19 protein-coding genes are annotated in these 19,430 nt (G+C 62.0%); 9 read left to right on the forward strand and 10 right to left on the reverse strand.

The window, feature by feature from the left end; translation table 11 throughout:
* Positions 1-118 precede the first annotated feature (118 nt).
* Both fghA and ABIB95_RS34955 read right to left on the reverse strand, forming a co-directional pair.
* Positions 119-964: an S-formylglutathione hydrolase gene (fghA, locus tag ABIB95_RS34950; protein ID WP_208087915.1), complete on the reverse strand. Its 846-nt coding sequence runs from the start codon at positions 962-964 to the stop codon at positions 119-121.
* 75 nt (positions 965-1,039) lie between these two features.
* Positions 1,040-1,660, reverse strand: coding sequence for a response regulator (locus ABIB95_RS34955; protein ID WP_014493646.1), 621 nt, complete (start codon positions 1,658-1,660; stop codon positions 1,040-1,042).
* Between the two features lie 193 nt (positions 1,661-1,853).
* Between ABIB95_RS34955 and ABIB95_RS34960 the strand changes: the two genes are divergently transcribed.
* Both ABIB95_RS34960 and ABIB95_RS34965 read left to right on the forward strand, forming a co-directional pair.
* Entirely contained in the window at positions 1,854-3,203 is a 1,350-nt protein-coding gene (locus ABIB95_RS34960; protein WP_354246332.1) for a histidine kinase, read from the forward strand.
* 153 nt (positions 3,204-3,356) lie between these two features.
* The gene (locus ABIB95_RS34965; protein WP_354246334.1) at positions 3,357-5,819 is read left to right on the forward strand and encodes a TonB-dependent receptor; all 2,463 of its coding nucleotides are present in this window, start codon (positions 3,357-3,359) and stop codon (positions 5,817-5,819) included.
* A 93-nt stretch (positions 5,820-5,912) separates the two neighbouring features.
* Here ABIB95_RS34965 and ABIB95_RS34970 read toward each other — a convergent pair whose 3' ends face one another.
* Positions 5,913-6,479 carry a DinB family protein gene (locus ABIB95_RS34970; RefSeq protein ID WP_354246337.1) on the reverse strand — a complete coding sequence of 189 codons (567 nt, stop codon included), beginning with the start codon at positions 6,477-6,479 and terminating at the stop codon, positions 5,913-5,915.
* A gap of 124 nt (positions 6,480-6,603) precedes the next feature.
* On the opposite strand from ABIB95_RS34970, the gene ABIB95_RS34975 reads away from it, so the two are divergent.
* Together ABIB95_RS34975 and ABIB95_RS34980 are read left to right on the forward strand one after the other, a co-directional pair.
* Positions 6,604-6,771: a hypothetical protein gene (locus ABIB95_RS34975; RefSeq protein WP_354246339.1), complete on the forward strand. Its 168-nt coding sequence runs from the start codon at positions 6,604-6,606 to the stop codon at positions 6,769-6,771.
* Between the two features lie 61 nt (positions 6,772-6,832).
* A complete protein-coding gene (locus tag ABIB95_RS34980) occupies positions 6,833-7,240 on the forward strand; it encodes a hypothetical protein (protein ID WP_085405692.1) in 408 nt (135 codons plus the stop codon).
* Positions 7,241-7,355: 115 nt separating this feature from the next.
* Here ABIB95_RS34980 and ABIB95_RS34985 read toward each other — a convergent pair whose 3' ends face one another.
* From ABIB95_RS34985 to ABIB95_RS34995, 3 genes are all read right to left on the reverse strand, one after another.
* Positions 7,356-8,192: a hypothetical protein gene (locus tag ABIB95_RS34985; RefSeq protein ID WP_354246342.1), complete on the reverse strand. Its 837-nt coding sequence runs from the start codon at positions 8,190-8,192 to the stop codon at positions 7,356-7,358.
* A 61-nt stretch (positions 8,193-8,253) separates the two neighbouring features.
* Positions 8,254-9,135: an ion channel gene (locus ABIB95_RS34990; RefSeq protein WP_354246345.1), complete on the reverse strand. Its 882-nt coding sequence runs from the start codon at positions 9,133-9,135 to the stop codon at positions 8,254-8,256.
* 426 nt (positions 9,136-9,561) lie between these two features.
* Complete coding sequence (locus ABIB95_RS34995) at positions 9,562-10,539, reverse strand: hypothetical protein (protein ID WP_354246349.1); 978 nt, start codon at positions 10,537-10,539, stop codon at positions 9,562-9,564.
* Between the two features lie 100 nt (positions 10,540-10,639).
* On the opposite strand from ABIB95_RS34995, the gene ABIB95_RS35000 reads away from it, so the two are divergent.
* The 5 genes from ABIB95_RS35000 to ABIB95_RS35020 all read left to right on the forward strand — a co-directional run bounded on the left by ABIB95_RS35000 (position 10,640) and on the right by ABIB95_RS35020 (position 15,571).
* Complete coding sequence (locus tag ABIB95_RS35000) at positions 10,640-11,335, forward strand: hypothetical protein (protein ID WP_354246352.1); 696 nt, start codon at positions 10,640-10,642, stop codon at positions 11,333-11,335.
* Positions 11,310-11,897 (forward strand): hypothetical protein, encoded by a 588-nt coding sequence (locus ABIB95_RS35005; RefSeq protein WP_354246355.1) that lies wholly within the window; start codon positions 11,310-11,312, stop codon positions 11,895-11,897. Before ABIB95_RS35000 ends, ABIB95_RS35005 begins: the two co-directional genes overlap by 26 nt.
* Before the next feature lie 115 nt (positions 11,898-12,012).
* A complete protein-coding gene (locus ABIB95_RS35010) occupies positions 12,013-13,476 on the forward strand; it encodes a GH1 family beta-glucosidase (protein ID WP_354246358.1) in 1,464 nt (487 codons plus the stop codon).
* Between the two features lie 278 nt (positions 13,477-13,754).
* Positions 13,755-14,987: an acetyl-CoA C-acetyltransferase gene (locus tag ABIB95_RS35015; RefSeq protein ID WP_354246361.1), complete on the forward strand. Its 1,233-nt coding sequence runs from the start codon at positions 13,755-13,757 to the stop codon at positions 14,985-14,987.
* 281 nt (positions 14,988-15,268) lie between these two features.
* Complete coding sequence (locus ABIB95_RS35020) at positions 15,269-15,571, forward strand: HU family DNA-binding protein (RefSeq protein WP_014493658.1); 303 nt, start codon at positions 15,269-15,271, stop codon at positions 15,569-15,571.
* Positions 15,572-15,643: 72 nt separating this feature from the next.
* Here the strand turns inward: ABIB95_RS35020 and ABIB95_RS35025 are convergent, their stop codons facing one another.
* The 4 genes from ABIB95_RS35025 to ABIB95_RS35040 all read right to left on the reverse strand — a co-directional run bounded on the left by ABIB95_RS35025 (position 15,644) and on the right by ABIB95_RS35040 (position 19,347).
* A complete protein-coding gene (locus ABIB95_RS35025) occupies positions 15,644-15,799 on the reverse strand; it encodes a hypothetical protein (protein WP_354114014.1) in 156 nt (51 codons plus the stop codon).
* 5 nt (positions 15,800-15,804) lie between these two features.
* Positions 15,805-18,198: an endopeptidase La gene (lon, locus tag ABIB95_RS35030; RefSeq protein ID WP_354246364.1), complete on the reverse strand. Its 2,394-nt coding sequence runs from the start codon at positions 18,196-18,198 to the stop codon at positions 15,805-15,807.
* Positions 18,199-18,206: 8 nt separating this feature from the next.
* On the reverse strand, positions 18,207-18,590 hold the full coding sequence (locus ABIB95_RS35035) for an Hsp20/alpha crystallin family protein (protein ID WP_007601432.1): 384 nt from the start codon (positions 18,588-18,590) through the stop codon (positions 18,207-18,209).
* A 187-nt stretch (positions 18,591-18,777) separates the two neighbouring features.
* Positions 18,778-19,347, reverse strand: coding sequence for a YciE/YciF ferroxidase family protein (locus ABIB95_RS35040; protein WP_063982009.1), 570 nt, complete (start codon positions 19,345-19,347; stop codon positions 18,778-18,780).
* Between the last annotated feature and the right edge of the window lie 83 nt (positions 19,348-19,430).

Raw genomic sequence — 19,430 nt, forward strand, 5'->3', positions numbered from 1 at the left:
AGGGCGACAACTACAGATCTTGGCAGGCAATTGCCGGGACCAAGGCATTCGCTCCTGACGTCTTCAGCCTCAAGAGCCGATAACGCAACGGGCCCACAAGGGGAGAAGGAAGAAGTCATCACCCCTTCAATCTTTCCGCGTGCCAGTGCAGATGATCGCCCATGAAGGTCGAGATGAAATAATAGCTGTGGTCATATCCCGCCTGCCGCCGCAGCGTCAGCGGGATGCCCGCCTTGGTGCAGGCGGCCTCGAGCAGCTCGGGCCTGAGCTGTTCTTTCAGGAAATTGTCGGCCTCGCCGACGTCGACGAGGAAGCCGGAATATTTCGCGCCGTCCTCGATCAGCGCCACGGTGTCGTGGTTGCGCCAAGTCTCCTTGTTCGGTCCGAGATAGCCGGTCAGCGCCTTGATGCCCCAGGGCACGAGCGAAGGCGCCACGATCGGCGCGAACGCGCTGGCCGCGCGATAGCGGTGCGGATTGCGCAGCGCGACCGTCAGCGCGCCGTGGCCGCCCATCGAATGGCCCATCACCGATTGCCGCTTGGCGTCGACCGGAAAATTCTCCGCCACGAGCTTGGGCAGCTCGTCGGTGACATAGCTCCACATGCGATAGTTGCGCGCGAACGGCTCTTGCGTCGCGTCGACATAGAAGCCGGCGCCGAGGCCGAAATCATAGGCATTGTTGGCATCGCCCGGCACGTCGGGCCCGCGAGGACTGGTGTCCGGCGCGACGAAGATCAGGCCGAGCTCGGCGCAGGCTTTGCGGAATTCGCCCTTCTCGGTGACATTGGCATGGGTGCAGGTGAGGCCGGAGAGATACCAGACCACGGGAAGCTTTGCGCCGGCGGCATGTGGGGGAACATAGACCGAGAACACCATGTCGGTTCCGGTCGCCTGGCTGGCATGGCGGTACACGCCCTGCACGCCGCCATAGGATGTGTTGGTCGAGACAGTCTGGATCGTCATGCCGTTATGCTCCGTGGCATCTAACCACATCAAGATTGCAACGCTTGTGTGACCGAATTCGTGGCGGTGTGTGCGTCAGGCGACGCCGCTGTCGATCGCCAGCCGCACCAGCTCGACCGAGGTCTTCACGCCGAGCTTCTGTCGCATGATCGAGGAGGTGTTGGCGACAGTCTTGTAGGACGACTGCACCAGCCAGGCGATCTCGGACAGGCTCTTTCCGGCGCTGAGCAGCCGCAGGATTTCCATCTCGCGCGCGTTCAGCTTCGACAGCGGGCTTTGCGCCAGCGTCGGTCCTGCAAACGCGATGCTGCGCGCGATCGCGGTCGGCAGATAGGTGCCGCCGCCCCCGACGGCGCGGATCGCCTCGACGAGGTCGTCGGGGTCGCCGGTCTTGGAGACGTAGCCCTTGGCCCCGCACTCGATCGCGCGCGCGGCGAATGCAGGGTCGTCGTTCATGCTGAACATGATGATGCGGGCCTCGGGCGCGCGTTCGAGGATGCGGCGCGCGAGCTCGAAGCCGGAGACGGTCGGCAGGTTGATGTCGATGATGCACAGGTCGGGGCGCTCGACAATGAAGACGCATTCGCCGTCCTCGGCGTCGGCGGCCTCCAAAATCTCGATCTCGCCCTCGTCGGCCAGCACGGCACGGCAGCCGGAGGCGACAATGGGATGATCGTCGACGATCAGAATGCGCATAGGCGTTCCCCGTGACAGCCTCGGCCTGCTTTTCCGCCGCATGATCCGAACAAGAACGCTGCGCGCGTCTCATGTCGCCTCATGCAACCCGGCCGGGATTGCTGTACGCTTTCGATTAGATATCGGGCGCTTCGCCCCTGTCAACGTCATCGGACAGGCGCGGACCAACCTTCGCGAGGCACGGGCGGCACCAATGTGGCAAAATCTATCGTTGCGCGCGCGCATCAACCTTCTGCTGGCGCTGCTGCTGGCGCTGGGGCTCGCCGTCAATATCGGCCGCCAGGTCGCGGAAGCCGGGCCGCGCGTGCAGGCCGAGGACCAGAGCGTGATCCGGCTTGCGCGCGAATTCATCGAGATGATCGTTGCGGATCTGAACGAGGCGCCCGATCCGGATGCCAGGTTGAACCAGATCGCGCGCGATCTGAGCCGCCTGCGCCATGTCAGCATCGCGCTTCAGGACGCCGGCGGTAACCCGCTGACGCCGCCCCGGCCTGCCGACGACGACGCGCGCGGACCGCCGGCCTGGTTCGTCGGCCTGGTTCATCCCGAGCAGACCACGGTGAGCGTGCCGGTCTCGGTCCATGGCAAGCCGGGCTCGCTGGTGATCACCGCGCATCCCGACGACGAGATCGCCGAGATCTGGGACGCCATCGTGACCCAGCTCGAGGTCGGCTCGGTGATCGCGCTCGCGCTGTTCCTGGTGATGATGACGGTGGTCGGCCGCGCGCTCGCGCCGCTGCAGTCGTTGACGCAGACGATGACCGCGATCGAGGGTGGGCATTATGACGCGCGCGCCACGCCGGGCGGTGCGCCCGAGCTGGCCGCGATCTGCGGCAAGCTCAATCATCTCGCGGCGGCGCTCGGCGAGGCGGTGGAGGAAAAGCGGCTCCTGGCCGAGCGTGCGGTGTCGCTCCAGGACGTCGAGCGCAAGGAGATCGCGCGCGAGCTGCACGACGAATTCGGGCCGTATCTGTTCTCGCTGCGCGCGCATGCGAGCGCGCTGGCGAAGCTCGCGGACGGGCGCGCGCCGAATGCCGACTCGGTCCGGAAGCACGGCAGCGCCTTGCTGGAACAGATCAACCAGCTCCAGCAGTTCACCCGCCGGGTGCTGGAGCGGCTCCGGCCCGTCGGCCTTGCCGAGCTCGGCCTGCGCCAGGCGCTGGAATCGCTCTCGCGGCTGTGGCGGGAGTCGCATCCCGACGTCGCGATCGAAACCGTGATCTCCGCCACGCTCGGGGTCACCGGCGAGACGGCCGACCTCACCATCTACCGCATCGTGCAGGAGGCGCTCACCAACGTGTTCCGCCACGCCGGCGCGACGTCGGTCAATGTCGTGATCGAGCCCGTCGAGCAGGCCGGCGGCCGCGGCTATGCGCGCGTGCGGGTCAGCGACAACGGCCGCGGCATGGAGCCGGGCCAGAAGCTCGGCTTCGGCCTCGTCGGCATGCGCGAGCGCATTCTGGCGCTGGGCGGCACGCTCAACGTCGTCTCCGGCGACGGCGGCTTGACCGTGGAGGCGCTGGTTCCGACGGCGGCGTCCTGATTGCATCGGGAAAAATTCCCGATTTGGTCGGGAAAACGGGTGCGGATAGTGCCAGACCTTTTGTGGCTGGCGGACTCACTGCCGCCGAATACACTCATCTCAACCAAACGGCGAAAATCAAAACAGCCGGTGGTCACGGATGGGAAGGCAGGGATGGGCAAGCCTCTTTGGTTCAAGCGTCGTTTGTTGATAGCCTCGGTGTCGACGGGGCTGGTGTCGGGCTTGGTCCTTGCAGGCCCCGCCGCAGCCGCGCAGGATGAGGAAACCAACGTCCAGAATCTGCCGGCGGTCGAGATCACGGCGCCACCGCCGTCGGCCGTGAGGCGCAGTGCGCCAACGCGGCCGGTCGCACGGGTAGGGGCGCCGGCGTCCGCCAGCCCCAGGACGCGCCTTTACGTCTACCCGACCTCACCGGGCACCGGCCGAGGTCTCGATGTCGACAAGGTGCCGTCCGCGATCAATGCGGTCGATGCCAGCCAGATCAGGCGTACCGCCTCGCCGGATATCGCCGTTGCCCTGCAGCAGTACGTGCCTGGTCTCAGCATCAATGAAGTGACCGGCAATCCATTCCAGCCCGATGTGCAGTTTCGCGGCTTCGTCGCTTCACCTCTGGCTGGCACGCCGCAGGGCCTCGCCGTCTACCAGAACGGCGTACGCATCAACGAGGCGTTTTCCGACACTGTTAATTGGGATCTGATCCCGACGGCCGCGATCCGATCGGCAGTGGTCGTAACTAACAATCCGGCATACGGCCTTAACGCGCTCGGCGGCGCCATCGATCTGCAGATGAAGAACGGCTTCAACTATCAAGGGGCCGAGATCGATATCATGGGCGGCTCATTCGGCCGCATCCAGGGCTCCGCACAATGGGGCAAGCAGGTCGACAATAATTGGTCGGTCTACGGAGCGCTCGAAGGCGTTCACGACAATGGTTTCCGCAATTTCTCGCAATCGGATGTCCGGCGCTTCTATGGCGATGTCGGGTATCGCTTCGAAGGCAACGAGTTTCACCTCAATGGCGGCGTCGCCAACAATTCCCTGGCAGGACCCAGCACTGTTCCGGCCGAATTGCTCCAGCAATATTGGGGGGCGACCTACACAACGCCGCAAACCATCTCCAACAAGGTCGGCTATCTCAACCTGACCGGCAAGGTGGAGGCGACGCCGACCTGGACCTTTGAGGGCACGGCGCATGTGCGGAGCTTCAAACAGAGCACCGTGGACGGAAACCCGACCGACGCCCAGGCATGTGCCGATCCAACGCTCCTGTGCTTTGGCAATGATACGGTCCCGGCTTTTGGCCTGAATGGCGTTCAGCTCGCCAATACCTTTGCGCCAGACGCCATCCTCAGCGAGATCGATCGCACCAGCACGAAATCGATCACGTTTGGCGTATCCGGTCAGGCAACCAACACCGACCAGCTGTTCGGTCATGAGAACCGCTTCGTAGTTGGCGCGAGCTATGATGTCAGCAGCACGCGCTTCACCGGCAGCGCTGAATTAGGAACCATAGGCACGAACTATGTCGTCACGGGTAGCGGCATATTCCTGGGTCCCTCCGGTGACCCGACATCGGTTGGTCCCGTGTCGCTTCGCACCGTCAACCAATATCACGGGCTCTATGCGCTTGACACGTTCAACGTGGACGATCGCTTTGCGGTGACGGCAGGCGGGCGATTCAATGCGGCCCGTGTCACGCTGATGGACCAGCTCGGCACCGCACTCAATGGCGATCATACCTATGATCGGTTCAATCCGATCATCGGCGGCACCTACAAGATCACCTCTGAAGTGACTGCCTATGCCGGCTATTCCGAAGCCAACCGGGTGCCCACGCCACTCGAGCTCGGCTGCGCCGATCCGGCGAGGCCATGCATCATCGGGCAGTTCCTGATCGCTGACCCCTCACTGCAGCAAGTCGTATCCAAGACCTTCGAAGCGGGCTTCCGCGGCACCAAGGAATTGAACATCGGCTCGCTCGGCTGGAAAATCGGTGCCTACCGTGCCACCAACTACGACGACATCCTCGCGACCCCAATTCCGGGCCTGACTGGCTTCGGCTTTTTCCAGAACGTCGGCCGGACGCGCAGGCAGGGTATCGAAGCCGAGGTGAGCCTGAAGTCGAATGTCCTTCAGTTCCAAGCGAGCTATGCGTTCCTGGACGCGCGCTTCCTCGACGCGCTGACGCTTGGATCAGAGAGCCCGTTCGCCGACGCCGGCAACATCCAGGTCTTGCCGGGCAATCACATTCCGCGCCTCCCTAGCCACCTTATTAAGGCGAGCATCGAATATGCGGTCACCGATGTCTGGAAGGTCGGGGGTGACGCGCTCTTTGTCTCGAGCCAGTATTTCGTCGGCGACGAGTCCAACCAGTTTCCGCAGTTGCCGTCCTACGCGGTGTTCAATCTCCACACCTCTTACCAGATCACCAAGAACCTGCAGATTTACGGTCGCGTCGCCAACATCTTCGACAACCGCTACTCGACCCTTGGCACCTTCTTCGATAGGGAAGCCTTGCCCAACTTCACCAATGGCGGTGCGCAATTCACCGACCCGCGATCGCTGAGCCCGGCAAGGCCGCGCGCGTTCTATGCGGGCATGCGGATGACGTTCTGAGTGTGGCTCCGTTGAGCCACTAGCGTCGGGCACCGGCGCAGGTTTTGCCCTCTCCCCCTTCTTGTGGGAGAGGGCTGATAAGCCATAGGCGACCTAGGAGTTGGGCGGCCCCCAAACCGTTTCCTCCGTCCAGCCCAGATCGGCAAACTCGGATGCCCTCAACGGCGCTTCGGCGGCCGAAAAGAACTCGTCGAGCTGCGGCGGCTTGATGCGCGTTCCCGATAACATCATATGCGCCTGCCCACGGTGGTGAATTTGATGCTGAATGAGATGCATCAGCAGCCGGTCGCGTCGCTCTATCTGGACACTGGGACCTCGATTGATCCGCACGTCTTCGTTCAACGAGGCGGGTGTCAGGGCATCGCAGACGCCGATGAAGCGGCGGTCCATCGATGCTTGAGCTTCCGAGAGCCCTGCAAGAGCTGGAAATGGGATCGGATCCTCCCAGGCCTTCGGCCCAAGCCATCCGCCCTCGAGTGCATCGACGTAAAAGAGGTCAACGACATAAATATGGTTCAGCGTCCGCTGCAGGCTCGGGAAGAAGCCCGTCCGCTCGACCTCAAATTCGCCTTGGCTCAGCTCGGCGCACGCGCGGAGCAGCCGGTGGTTCGCCCATGCATTGTTGTAGGCGAAGGCGCGATAGCTCTGAACGATCGACATTGCAAACCTCGCGACCTGCTCGGCGCCGCGTTCCTTTACCGATCAGAAACCATAGCAAATGATCTGAAAATTGTAACGAAACGACTTGGCTGTTTCCGGGTAGGTTTGCTGGAGGGCCCGTCCGATGACAGAGCACCAGTTGCGAGAGCAGGAATTCCAGATCGCGCGTTACAGGCTTCTGGAGCGCGAAGTCACCGATCCGCTTGCCGCGTGCCTGCTTCACAGCATCATCGAGGATCTGGAAGCCGAGTTGCGAAGGAACAGACCGGATTCGCACGGGCCGCGCGATTAACCGTTTCTTAGCGCTAATCATGCGGATTATTGGCGAGGGAATGTCAAGGGAGACTGCTCCCATGCTGAAGGACGGCACCTACGCGGCGTGGTACAAGACGCCACTCGACCAGGGTACCGGGATCGTCCATGTCGCAGACGGACAAATCTGGGGCTGCGACAGCCTGATGACCTATCACGGCTCCTGCAAGGTCGATGGAGATCGCTTCACCGCCACCGTGTCGACGAAGCGTCATACCGACGGACGTGCAACGGTCTTCGGCATCGACGACGAGCTCACGCTGGACATCGAGGGAAACTGCCCCGGCAAGGTCGCGACTTACACGGCGAAGGCAGCGCAGATGCCGGGAATGATCCTCCAGGGTACGCTCATTCTCACGGAACAGCAGCCGCCCGCGCGTGAGCGAACCGAGCAGGTAGCCGCGTTCAATCCCGACAAGCTTCCGAAGTTGCCCAAGCGTTCGCGCTGATCGAGCGAGCCGGCGCCCTGGCGCAATCGCGTTGAAAAGCCTTGGGCCACCGAGACCATCTAGGTAATGCCCGGACTGCACAGCTCGCAAAACGGGGGAAGTTAGTGCTATGCGGCTATAGGCGAAGTCGTCCGCTCCGAACCGCAGATTGAAATGCAACGCGGGCTGAGAGCATCCAAGTGGTATCGTATTTGCGTGGCCGGTCGGGGTAGTGTCGTGGTTCTTTGATCAACCGCCACACAGGGGCGAGGGGATCGGCCGGAGACAGGGTATCTAGGCGTTGCGGGTCACATTGCGTGACTAGATTAAATTCCAGCCATCGCAGCCAGCGATAGCCGTCCTCCAAAGGTGGTTCTTGCAAACCCATTGTGTTGGATGAAACGCTGCAAGCCAGGGTCATCGCGGCAGCGAGACTATTTTTGAATGCCAACTCGTTGCCGCTAAGATCCAGTTTGCGGCTTCTATAGCAATATTTTAACTCGCGGAGCGCAGCTATTGCTTGCACATCCTTCGCCGAGAGAAGGCCAAAATCGCGTAAGCGGTGGAACATGGACGAGAATGCAAAGTCGTAAATGCGCCTCGATGCAAGTAGCGAAATAGCTATGTTGCGCACGCTCACGTACGTGATGTCGGCTCCACATAAAGTAGTCCAGTCCACGGTGCGCTGGCCATTGAGGTAGTGTAGTAGCCAAACGCTGTCTTCCATTTCTCTGCGATAGTCCGATTTTGGTTTGAACGACCCCAAAACCTCTTTCAGAAACGCGCCTCCGTCCTCCAAGATGATCCCTTCAAGCTTGAGATGTTGGAGGAACAGCGACCCTCTTTCGCTCATCGAGGTTATCTGATGGTGCGCAAACGGAGAAACCGACCACCCGCCATTGCGCCACCATTTCGCCCGGCTTTCGGCTTCCGCGGCGGTCGGTGCAACAACGAGCAAATCTCGATCACTCAAGTCATCGCAACGCTCTCGGGCCATCGATCCGAAAACGCAAACTGAAATCATCTGTTGGCCCTCAAGGAAGGATTTTACGATAGATCATGGAGGCGAGAATGGCGAACAGCAGAAAACCTAGCATTCCTTCCGCTGCGACCGCGATTCGGCCGAGGTGAGTGCTCGGAGCAATGTCGCCATAGCCGATAGTCGTAAGCGTAATGATTGTGAAATAGAGGGCATCCCAAAAGGAGGCTGTGCCGTCCTTCACGGCCAGACTTAAGCCTAGCTCCTGAGCGAATACGTAATTTGCGAAAGCCAACAATACAGCGCTGGCTAATGCAGTCCGGCAGAAGCTGCCCACGCGTACGCCGAAGCCAAGCAGGATGTCTTCTACAAAATTTAAGCAGATAGCTTTGGCCAGCCGAGCTCGCGTTCTCCAGTCAGAGGCGGCCTTAAGGCGGTAGACTTCCTGATATCGCGTCCATCGTCGGAATAGAAATAGAGCATCTTGAGTGAAGTCCGGTTGCGATTGCCTACGACTGTTGTTGAGTAGTTCTTGGTAAAGATATACGCCTATGTTTTGGTACCTGCTGGGGTCCAGACACTGCTGAAATGACAGAGGATTTATGTAGGTATCCTCGAATTCGATACGATAAGTATTCGTATCGATAAACGAGCATTCCGTGAAGCGGCACCGCTTGATTCTTGTTCCGATAAAGAGGCACCGCAGAAAGGTGCACTTCTTAAACTCAATGTTATCGATGAGTGTTTTCGAGAAACTGAAATCCTCGAACTGACAATTATCGACGAGCGCGCGTTGAGGCTCGCGCGGGCTTATAAGAGTCGGAGGGCGATATATCTTTGAGGAAATCGTACCGCGCTTCGTTGTGAGCAAAAAAAACTGATCTTGATCAATGTCTGTGGGATTTCCTCCTAGTCTGAAGAAGTCTTGATTCGCCATTTCCTCCGCACCCCACCTTGAAAGAAGTACAAGACAGCTCGGAATGAAGCTGCAAGTACGTTCGGTCCATCCGATAGGTTGCGCACGAGTACGTGCTGCCTTCCCCCGGTTTGGTCGACAAAAATCCGACCCATTCAACCAGAGAGAGCGAACTTCGGCTAGTGCTGATCGGTATTCGAGGATTTTGCTGTAACTCAGCTCTTGCTTTTCGGCCCAGCCTCACCTCTCTGCTAGTCTACCCTAACCTCCCATAATCCGAAGGAGACAGTGCGTCCCATCTTTGCATCCTCATCCCCAGCCTCCGCTTCTCAAACGGGCCCGCGACTTGCTATTGTGCGCCTGCAACAAGTTACAAGCGGAGAAGCATCATGTCGGACAAGGCTTCGCGTCGCCAGGTTGACGGGATGTCCGCAGCCGGGCTCGCAATCACTCGGGACAACGCTTGTGAACGGACGTGTACGTCCTTGCGCCATCCCTGGAGGAGCGCCGGATCGTTCTATCGTCCAGAAATTCGATGATTTCGGACGATCGTTCCTGCATTCCCTCACCGTTGCAGATCATGCCTAGTGCGAGACGACGGCCGTTCGGCTTCGCGGTTTGAATCCTGCAATTGTTCTCGTAGCCCAGAAACGTCATGCCATGGAAGGTCAACAGGCCTTCGGTCTCGCCCGGTCTGCCCTTGCAGACGCCTTGATTGTCGAAATACCACTTGCCTTCCAGAGCTTGAACTGACGCAGCGGGTGTTCGCGCTGATGGTGCTGTGCCGGTCCTGAGGCAAGCTCGCAGAGCGTCTATCACCTGCCCGGGATTTTCCAGGTCGATGGACACTTTCTCACGTCCAAGCTCCGTGACCTTGATCTTCTCCGAAGCGACAAAGCTGCCGAGAAAGGCTTGATCCGCCTTCAGGACAACGCCGGGCGTCCCCCTGTATCCATAGGGACTGACGTTGCCCCGTCGGTAGTTGGCGAGAACGATCTCGATTGAGGACGCCTTTTCCTCTGTTCCATCCAGCTTGGTCGAAAACGATCTTGAATTGACGGTGATCAAGAGTGTCAGATCGTCGATGCGTTCGCCGCTGACGGACAGCTCATAACCATCTCCGTACTCCGTGCGAGCTACGCAGCCGGAGCCATGCAGAGCGGTCGATACACTCCACTTTCCCACGGACGCGACTTTCTTGTCCGGCTGCAATTGGGCAGACGCAGGCAGCGAAGCGATCGCCAGCCAGGACAATAGAACCATTGGTCGGAAAAGTAGCTTGGACACCGCTTCGTCGGTCCCGGTCGCATTGGCAGGGGTGCAGTGAGGCGGTGATGAAGAAAAGTACGCTGTGCTGACGTCTTGTTTGCAACGCAGCAGCCGTGCGACGAGGCGCACGGCAGCGCAACCTGACATTTCAAGCATAACCCGACCCCGATACCCCGATTGGATACAATCGCAATCAAGTGGCGAGATCAATAGACGCTCACGGCTCGTGGTCAGGCGAGCACTAGACGTTAGTCGTGTGCGTACGAATGAGTTTCATCTTGCAGCCGCGCAAGAGCGCGAGAAGAAAGGTGCGGGCCTGCTGTATTCTTGTGGGCCGCGAGGCGGCGGGCTTGCCGGGCAGGAGATTTGGGTGAGGCGCATATTTTGTACTTTATTTTTGCTTGTCCTGGCTGGTCCAGCGGCGGCCAAGGACTTCTTCGATGTGTTCGCGGGCGGTTGGAATATCGTCGGCCTTGGCACTGGGGGCCAGGAGATATTCAACTCCGTGAAGTTGGGTGAGGACGACAAGATCGTCTGCTCCGCCACGGCGTCCGGGGATGGCGGGCTTTCAATCTCGTTCTTCTTCGATCTTACCGACGACTACACCTTCATTGCGGTTCGAGAGCCCAAGTGGAATTTCAACGAGTTGAAATTCCCGCACGACGTCGATCTGCAGATTGAGGGCCTTCGCGATGGCATCGTCATCAGAGACGTAAAAGTGTCGGGTGTGTTCGACAAGGCCAACATCCTGGTTGTGCCCGTTCGCCGGGACATTCCTGTCGACATCCTGAGACAGGTCACGACCCTGAGAACCTCGCTACGTTCACTGGAGGGGGCGCAAAACCTCGCCTTCATCAAGAACGGCGATGCGGCTGCCGACAAGCTGCAGATGTGCCTGGCCCGAGGCCAGAAGCTTCTCGACGATCGTGCGATCGCGGCATTCTCAAGGTAGTTTCCAAGGGCTGATGATGCGTCTCTTCTTTGCGGTTCTGTTGCTGGTGTCGTGCCTTCCGGCCCATGCGGGCGAGTTCTATCGTGACAACAAGAACGTCCCGGAAGGGTGGACGGTTCGGGGGACAGACGATCTGGACGTCATGTGCTCGGCGGGCCTTAAGATGCAGAACGGCTCCAGCTTTTCTGTAACAAAGGACTTTTCGAACAAGGTCATTGGCGTTTTCCTGGGCGTCAGGAATGCCGAATGGAATTATCCGGCGACCGACAAGGCGGACAAGATCGACATGATGGGCCTGTCCTATGACGAGGACGGAAAACTTCTCGTCTCGGGAAAGCTGCTCGGCGTTTTGCTGAGCAAGGACACCGTCTCGTTTCCAGTTCCTCCGGCCACGGCCTACAGGATCTTGGGGCGCAGCGCGAAGCTGAAGATCATACCGCCCAACGGCAAGGACCGCGACTTCGTGGTGGATGGTCTGGGCTCGCGAGCTGTGATCAATTCGCTGCTGGCGTGCTTCGATGCGGCTCAGGGCCTGAAAGGCAAAAATAAGGGCAGGGGGTAGATCCGGGGGCGTTCTTCTGCATTTTTGCATCCGCAAGTCCCGGAACTCCCGCTTTTCAAGCCGCTTCCGACACGCCATTGTGCCGCCGCAACAATCGTCTGAAGGGGCAGTATCAATGTCGGACAAGGTCTCGCGTCGCCAGTTTGCCAAGCTGGCGGGATTGTCCGCAGCCGGTATCGCAAATCCGCTGGAGGCCGCCGAGGTTAAGCCGGCACCGGCGCCGCGCGGCATGGATGGCTTTCCGGCGGGCTTTGTCTGGGGCACGGCGACCTCGTCCTATCAGGTCGAGGGTGCGGTCGACGTCGACGGGCGGGGGGCTTCGATCTGGGACAAGTTCGTGCGCATCCCCGGCAAGATCGAGGACGGCACCACCGGCGATCGCGCCGTCGAGCATTATCAGCGCTACAAGGAAGACATCGCGCTCATCAAGGAGCTCGGCTGCAAGGCCTACCGCTTCTCGGTGGCATGGCCGCGGGTGTTTCCGGACGGCGACGGCAAGCCGAACCCGAAGGGGCTCGACTTCTACGATCGTCTCGTCGACGAGCTCCTCAGGAACGGCATAGAGCCGTGGCTGACGCTTTATCACTGGGACCTGCCGCAGTCGCTCCAGGATCGCTTCGGCGGCTGGCGCTCGACCGAGACGTGCAAGATCTTTGGCGACTATGCGGGCTATGTCGCCGAGCGCCTGACCGATCGCGTCAAGAACGTGTTCACGCTGAACGAGAGCGGACGTTTCGTCCAGTTCGGTTATGGCCTCGGCATCGACGCGCCCGGCGTGACGCTGCCGCAAGCGGAGGTCAACCAGGTCAGGCATAACAGCGCGCTCGCGCACGGGCTCGCGGTGCAGGCGGTGCGGGCGCACGGCCGCCCCGGCACCAGGGTCGGGCCGGCCGAGAATATCGACGTCTGCGTTCCCGCAATCGACACGCCCGAGCATGTCCGTGCGGCCGAGATCGCGCTACGCGAGATGAATGCCGGTTATCTCAACGTCATCATGACCGGCCGGTATACCGACGCCTTCCTGAAATACGCGGGCGCCGATGCGCCGAAATACACCGACGCCGAGCTGAAGATCATCTCCTCGCCGGTCGACTTCCTCGGCCTCAACATCTACGCGCCGCAGAACTATGTGGTGCCGTCCGACCAGGGCGCGGGCTTCATGCCGCTGCCGATCCCGAAATCGTTCCCGCACATGAACTCGAACTGGCTCCGCGTCGCGCCGGAGACGATCTACTGGGTGCCGAAGCTGGCCGCAAAGATCTGGAAGACGGATGCGATCTACATCAGCGAGAACGGCACCTCCGGCGACGACGTGGTGACGCCCGACGGCAAGATCTACGATACCGACCGCATCATGTACCTGCGCAACTATCTCGCGCAGCTCCAGCGCGCGACCGCGGAGGGCGTGCCGGTGCGCGGCTACTTCCTCTGGAGCCTGCTGGACAACTTTGAATGGGTGTTCGGGCTCAACAAGCGTTTCGGGCTCTATCACGTCAATTTCGACACGCAGGTGCGCACGCCGAAGCTCAGCGCGACCTTCTACCGCAACGTGATCGCGAAGAACGCGGCGGGGGCGTAGCTTTCTCTCCCTCTCCCGGATTTTCCGCCGCGCGTAAAATCCGACCTCTTCCCGCAGGCGGGGCGAGGTGACGCAAGATCGCGCGGCCACGGCCGTTTAGCCTGACAGGCCAATCGCTTCACCGGTATCACCGCGCCCCATGCGGAACCCGCGCTTCTACTGTGCATGGGGTTGTTTTTCAGCTTTTTGCAAGGAGGCCGCGCGGCACCGCACGTTGACTCCACTCTTCCCCTTATTCAGAAACGACATCAACACCCATAAACAAGAGGACAACGCCAATGGCTGACGCGCTGATCATCGATGCCTGCCGGACCCCGCGGGGCGTCGGCAAGGCCGGCAAGGGAGCACTCTCGGGCATTCATCCGCAGCAGCTCGGCGCGACCGTGCTGCGCGCGCTCGCCGATCGCACCGGCATCGACACCGCCGATGTCGACGACATCGTCTGGGGCTGCAGCGCGCAGGTCGCGACCCAAAGCGGCGACCTCGGCCGCATGTCGGCGCTCGATGCCGGCTACGACGTGCGCGCCAGCGCGGTGACGCTGGACCGCTTCTGCGGAAGCGGCATCACCAGCGTCAACATGGCGGCGGCCTCGATCATGTCGGGCACCGAAGACGTCGTCATCGCCGGCGGCTGCGAGATGATGTCGATGGAAGGACGCCGCGGCGGCGGTCCGATGATGATGGACAGCGGCAATCTGCGCCTGCGTGCGCGGCATCCGCAGTCGCATCAGGGCGTCTGCGCCGACGCGATCGCGACGCTGGAAGGCATCACGCGAAGCGACGTCGACGCGCTCGGTCTCGAAAGCCAGAAGCGCGCAGCGCAAGCGATTGCCGGCGGCCACTTCAAGAAGAGCCTCGTGTCCGTGCATCGCGAGGACGGCAGCCTCGCGCTCGACCATGAAGAGTATCCGCGGCCGCAGACCACGATGGAAGGGCTGAGCGCATTGAAGCCCGCATTCCCTGCGATCGCCGACTATGCGCTCGACGACAAGGGCACGACCTATCGCGGCCTCATCCTGCAGAAATATCCGGACCTCAACATCGACTTCATGCATCACGCCGGCAATTCGTCCGGCGTCGTCGACGGTGCCGCCGCGATATTGCTCGCATCGCCCGCTTATGCCAGCGCGCACGGCCTGAAGCCGCGCGCTCGCGTCGTCGCGATGGCCAACATGGGGGACTCGCCGACCCTGATGCTGAACGCGCCGGTGCCGGCCACGCGCAAGGTGCTGGCGAAGGCGGGGCTCTCCATCGACGACATCGACCTGTTCGAGATCAACGAGGCCTTTGCGGTGGTGGCGGAAAAGTACATCCGTGACCTCAAGCTCGACCGCGCCAAGGTCAACGTCAATGGCGGCTCGATCGCACTCGGCCATCCCATCGGCGCCACCGGCGCGATCCTGATCGGCACCGTGCTCGACGAGCTCGAACGGCGCGACCTGAAGCGCGGTCTCGTCACCATGTGCGCCGCCGGCGGCATGGCTCCCGCGGTCATCATCGAGCGCGTCTAGCCTTATTTTTCAGGGTGAATCGCGACCGGCCTCTCACAAAGAGGCCGGTCGTCGCTTGTCGAAAGCAGCGAATCAGCTTTAGCAAGGCGGCGTGCGGGCCTTTGAAACAAGGCAAAAACCGCTGCCGGAGGCTCCTTCCGCTCTGGAAGCCGCTGAAAAGCAGGGTTTTTTGCCTCAGAGGGCCAAAAAAGCCCGTAAAATCGCGACAAAACTGTGCAGAAGGCTCTGGGCCTTCAACGGTTGGTCTAATATGCAACCGGCAACGAATCAGAGGAGACACGATGCCAACCCAAATGTCCAAATCGCAGCTGATCGAAAAGATTGCGACCGCCACCGAGCTTTCCAAGCGCGACGTCAAGAGCGTCATGGAGACGCTGACCGACGTCGGTCACAAGGAGCTCAAGAAGAACGGCCTGTTCCTGGTGCCGGGCTTCGCCAAGTTCGTGGTCATCAAGAAGCCCGCGACCAAGGCGCGCAAGGGTACCAACCCGTTCACGGGTGAAGAGATGATGTTCAAGGCCAAGCCGGCCCGGAAGATCGTCCGCGCCCGCCCGGTCAAGGCCGCCAAGGACGCGGTGGGCTAACAACGCAAAGGCCCCCTCGGCTAGGAGGGGGCCTTTTGTTTGGGGCTGCCGCGAGGGCTTGAGACGGAGGGCTCAACCCTTGCGGCGCTTCACCCGGACCGGAACGGGCTGAAGCCGCGGCCCCGGTGCCGCCAGCGCATCGCGAACCCGGTCGATCGCACGATCGAGCAGCTGACGCAGCCGCTGCGTCCTCCGCGATCGCCTCGCTTTTTCCAGCAGTTTCTTCATCGTCTTCACTCCGCCGCTTCGACCTTGGCATCAGCCGGCTCGAGCGCTGCGGCGATGGCCTCGTCGACGCGCTCCAGCCAGATGAATTCGAGGTTGTCCCGCGCGCTCTTCGGGATGTCGTCGTAGTCCCGCTTGTTGCGCGCCGGCAGCATCACCCGCTTCAGTCCGGCGGCGGCCGCAGCCACCACCTTCTCCTTGATGCCGCCGACCGGCAGCACCAGACCGCGCAGCGAGATCTCGCCGGTCATCGCGGTGTCGCTGCGCACCGTGCGATTGGTGAGCAGCGACGTCAACGCCGTAAACATCGCAACGCCCGCGCTCGGTCCGTCCTTCGGAGTTGCGCCCGCCGGCACGTGAACGTGGATGTCGCTCTTCTCGAACACCGACGGATCGATGCCGAGCTGCGAGGCTTTGCTCTTCACCAGCGTCATCGCAGCTTGCACGCTCTCGCGCATGACGTCGCCGAGCTGGCCGGTCAGGATCATGCCGCCCCGGCCGGGCACGCGCGAGGCCTCGATGAACAGGATGTCACCGCCGACCGGCGTCCAGGCGAGCCCGGTGGCGACGCCCGGAATGCTGGTGCGCTGCGCAATCTCGCCCTCGAAGCGCGGCTGGCCGAGCACGGTGGCGATGTCCTTCGGGCTCACCACGACCTTGGCAGCCGTGCCCTCGGCGATTTGCACCGCGACATGGCGGAATACCTTGCCGATCTCGCGCTCGAGGTTGCGCACGCCGGCTTCGCGGGTGTAGCCCTTGACGACCAGCTTCAGCGCCTCCGGCTCGATCTCGGCCTGCTCGGCCGTCAGACCGTTGGCCTCGAGCTGACGCCGCACCAGGTAGCGGTGCGCGATCTCCAGCTTCTCCTCCTCGGTGTAGCCGGCGAGGCTGATCAGCTCCATGCGATCCAGCAGCGGACCTGGAATCTGGTCCAGCATGTTGGCGGTCGCGATGAACACCACGCGTGACAGGTCGAACGGCACGGCCAGGTAGTTGTCCCGGAACGTCCCGTTCTGCTCGGGGTCGAGCACCTCCAGCATGGCGGCCGAGGGATCGCCCTGCACACCACGGCCCATCTTGTCGATCTCGTCCAGCATCATGACGCAGTTCCGCGTGCCGGCCTTCTTGATGCCCTGGATGATGTTGCCGGGCAGCGCGCCGATATAGGTGCGCCGGTGACCGCGGATCTCGGCCTCGTCATGCACGCCGCCGAGGCTGACGCGCACGAAGGGGCGATTCATCGCCCGTGCGATGGACTGACCGAGCGAGGTCTTGCCGACGCCGGGCGGGCCGACGAAGCACAGGATCGGCGCCTTGCCATGCGGAGCGAGCTTGCGCACCGCCAGATATTCAATGATCCGGCCCTTGATCTTCTCCAGGCCAAAGTGATCAGCGTCGAGGATGCGACGCGCTTCCTTGATGTCGATCGGCTTCTCCGCGGGCAGCGCCCAAGGCAGCTCGATCAGCCAATCGAGATACGTGCGGACCATGCCGGACTCACCGGCAGCCTCCGGCATGCGCTCGTAGCGGCGCAGCTCCTTCTTGGCGTGCGCCTCCGCTTCCGGCGGCATGTTGGCCTTGGCGATGGCAGCGCTCAGCTCGGCAACCTCGGCCGCCTTGCCGTCGCCTTCGCCGAGCTGGCGCTGAATGGTCGCCATCTGCTCGCGCAGGATCGCCTCGCGCTGCCGCTCGTCGAAGGAGGCCTTGGTCTTCTGGCCGATCTCGTTGGAGATACGCAGCACCTCCAGCCGTTCGGCCAGGTGCTTCGACACCTTCTCGACGCGCAAGGCGAAGTCGATGGTCTCCAGCACCTCCTGCTTGTCCTGCGGCTTGATGTCCATGAACGAGGTCGCCAGGTCGGCCAGCGCGCCGGGCGCGGTGGTGCTCTGGAACATTGCGACCAGCTCGGGCGGCGCCTGCGGCAGCAGCTCGACCGCCTCGATGGCCTGGCGCTGCAGGTTCAGCGCGCGCGCCTCGATCTCGGGCGAGCTCGTAGTCGGCTCGGGGATCTGCTGGAAACGCGCGGCCAGGAACGGCGTTCCCGGCAGGAAGTCGAGGATGCGGGCGCGCTGCACGCCCTGGCAGACGATGTGATGGGTGCCGTCGGGCGCGGTGATGTAGCGCACGATGTTGGCGATGGTCGCGACCCGGTAGAGATCGTCAGGTCCGGGCTCCTCGATCTCGGGGCTGCGCTGCAGGACGATGCCGACCGGCCGCTGCTCGCGCAGCGCCTGCTGCGCGGCGGCGATGGACTTCGCCCGGCCGATCGCGATCGGCGCGATGGCGCCGGGAAACAGCACCATCTCGCGCACCGGGATGACGATCAGCGCGTCTTCGGGAATCTTCACGTCGGGATTATTTTGGGAATTGGTTTGTGCGGTATTCATCTGTTCGGTGGCCATGATCGACCTCAGGATTTGGCGAGGCGCAGCGCGACGCAGCCGTCCATCACGAAGCGGCTGATGGCGTAGCGGCCGACGGGAAGCGCGATGCGCCGCTCGAAGCGGCCCTGCGGCAGCTCGAGCCGGTGGATGCGGGCGTTGCGAAGCTCCGGCGGCAGCGTGCGCTGGCCGGAGATGACGAGCACGCCGTCATGGATCACCGTCTCGACATTGTCAGGATTGACGCCGGGAAGCGCGACCAGGATGAGAAGCTCATGCTCGGTTTCGAGCACGTCGATCGGCGGCTCCCAGCAGGCTTCCTGGCGGCCGAACTGCTGCCGCAGCCGTTCGGCGCGGGTCAGCGAGTCCAGGGCTTCGGACAGCATCCAGTCGAGGGGATTTTTGGGTTGCATGGCAAAACTCGGGGAAGGCGCTGCGGTTGGAAAACGAGCATATGGGGACGGTTCCCCAAAATTCCAGCATGGCGCGTTTGGAGCATGCCTGGCCTCTCCAACCGGAAGAGGCCCTTGTCGTCGCACGCTTCGACGCCGCGGGGATATTCCGCGGCATCGAAGGCAACAGTAGGGCGCGTCGCGCCGATCAGGCCGCGGCGCGGTACTCCTCTTCCGCTTCGAGGTTGATGACCGAGGTCGCAAGCTCGGTCAGCGTGTGATCGGTCGCCTCTTCCTCGTCCAGCGTCTCCTGGAGCAGCCTTGCCGCGTCCGGCATGCCGAGCTCCTCGGCCCAGGTGCGCAGCGTGCCGTAGCGGGAGATCTCGTAGTGCTCGACGGCCTGAGCGGCCGCGAGCAGGCCGGCGTCGAGGGCAGGGGCGTTCTTGAAATCCTTCATGATCTCGGCGCCCTCGTCGGTGATGCCGTTGATCGCTTCGCAGGGCTTTCCGCGGGCCGGCTTGCCCAGCATCTTGAAGATCTGGTCGAGCCGTTTGACCTGGCCCTGCGTCTCGCGCAGATGCTTGTTGAAGGCGGCGGCAAGGTCCTTTGAATGCGCGGCCTTGGCCATCTTCGGCAGCGTCTTGATGATCTTGTTCTCGGCGTAATAGATGTCCTTCAGCGTCTCCAGGAACAGGTCGCTCAACATCTTCGGTGCCTGACGCGGACGGCGCGCCGCGGTCTTTTTCGCGTTCGCACGTTTCTTCGCTCGTTTAGCCATAAATCCTCCTCTTGAGGCGACACGGGAAGGGCGATGCCCTCCTCAATCCTCGCGCGACCAAGACTCTGCGAGGGCAAATGTTC

The organism is Bradyrhizobium sp. LA2.1 (assembly GCF_040547725.1).
In the GTDB taxonomy this organism is placed as follows: domain Bacteria; phylum Pseudomonadota; class Alphaproteobacteria; order Rhizobiales; family Xanthobacteraceae; genus Bradyrhizobium; species Bradyrhizobium barranii.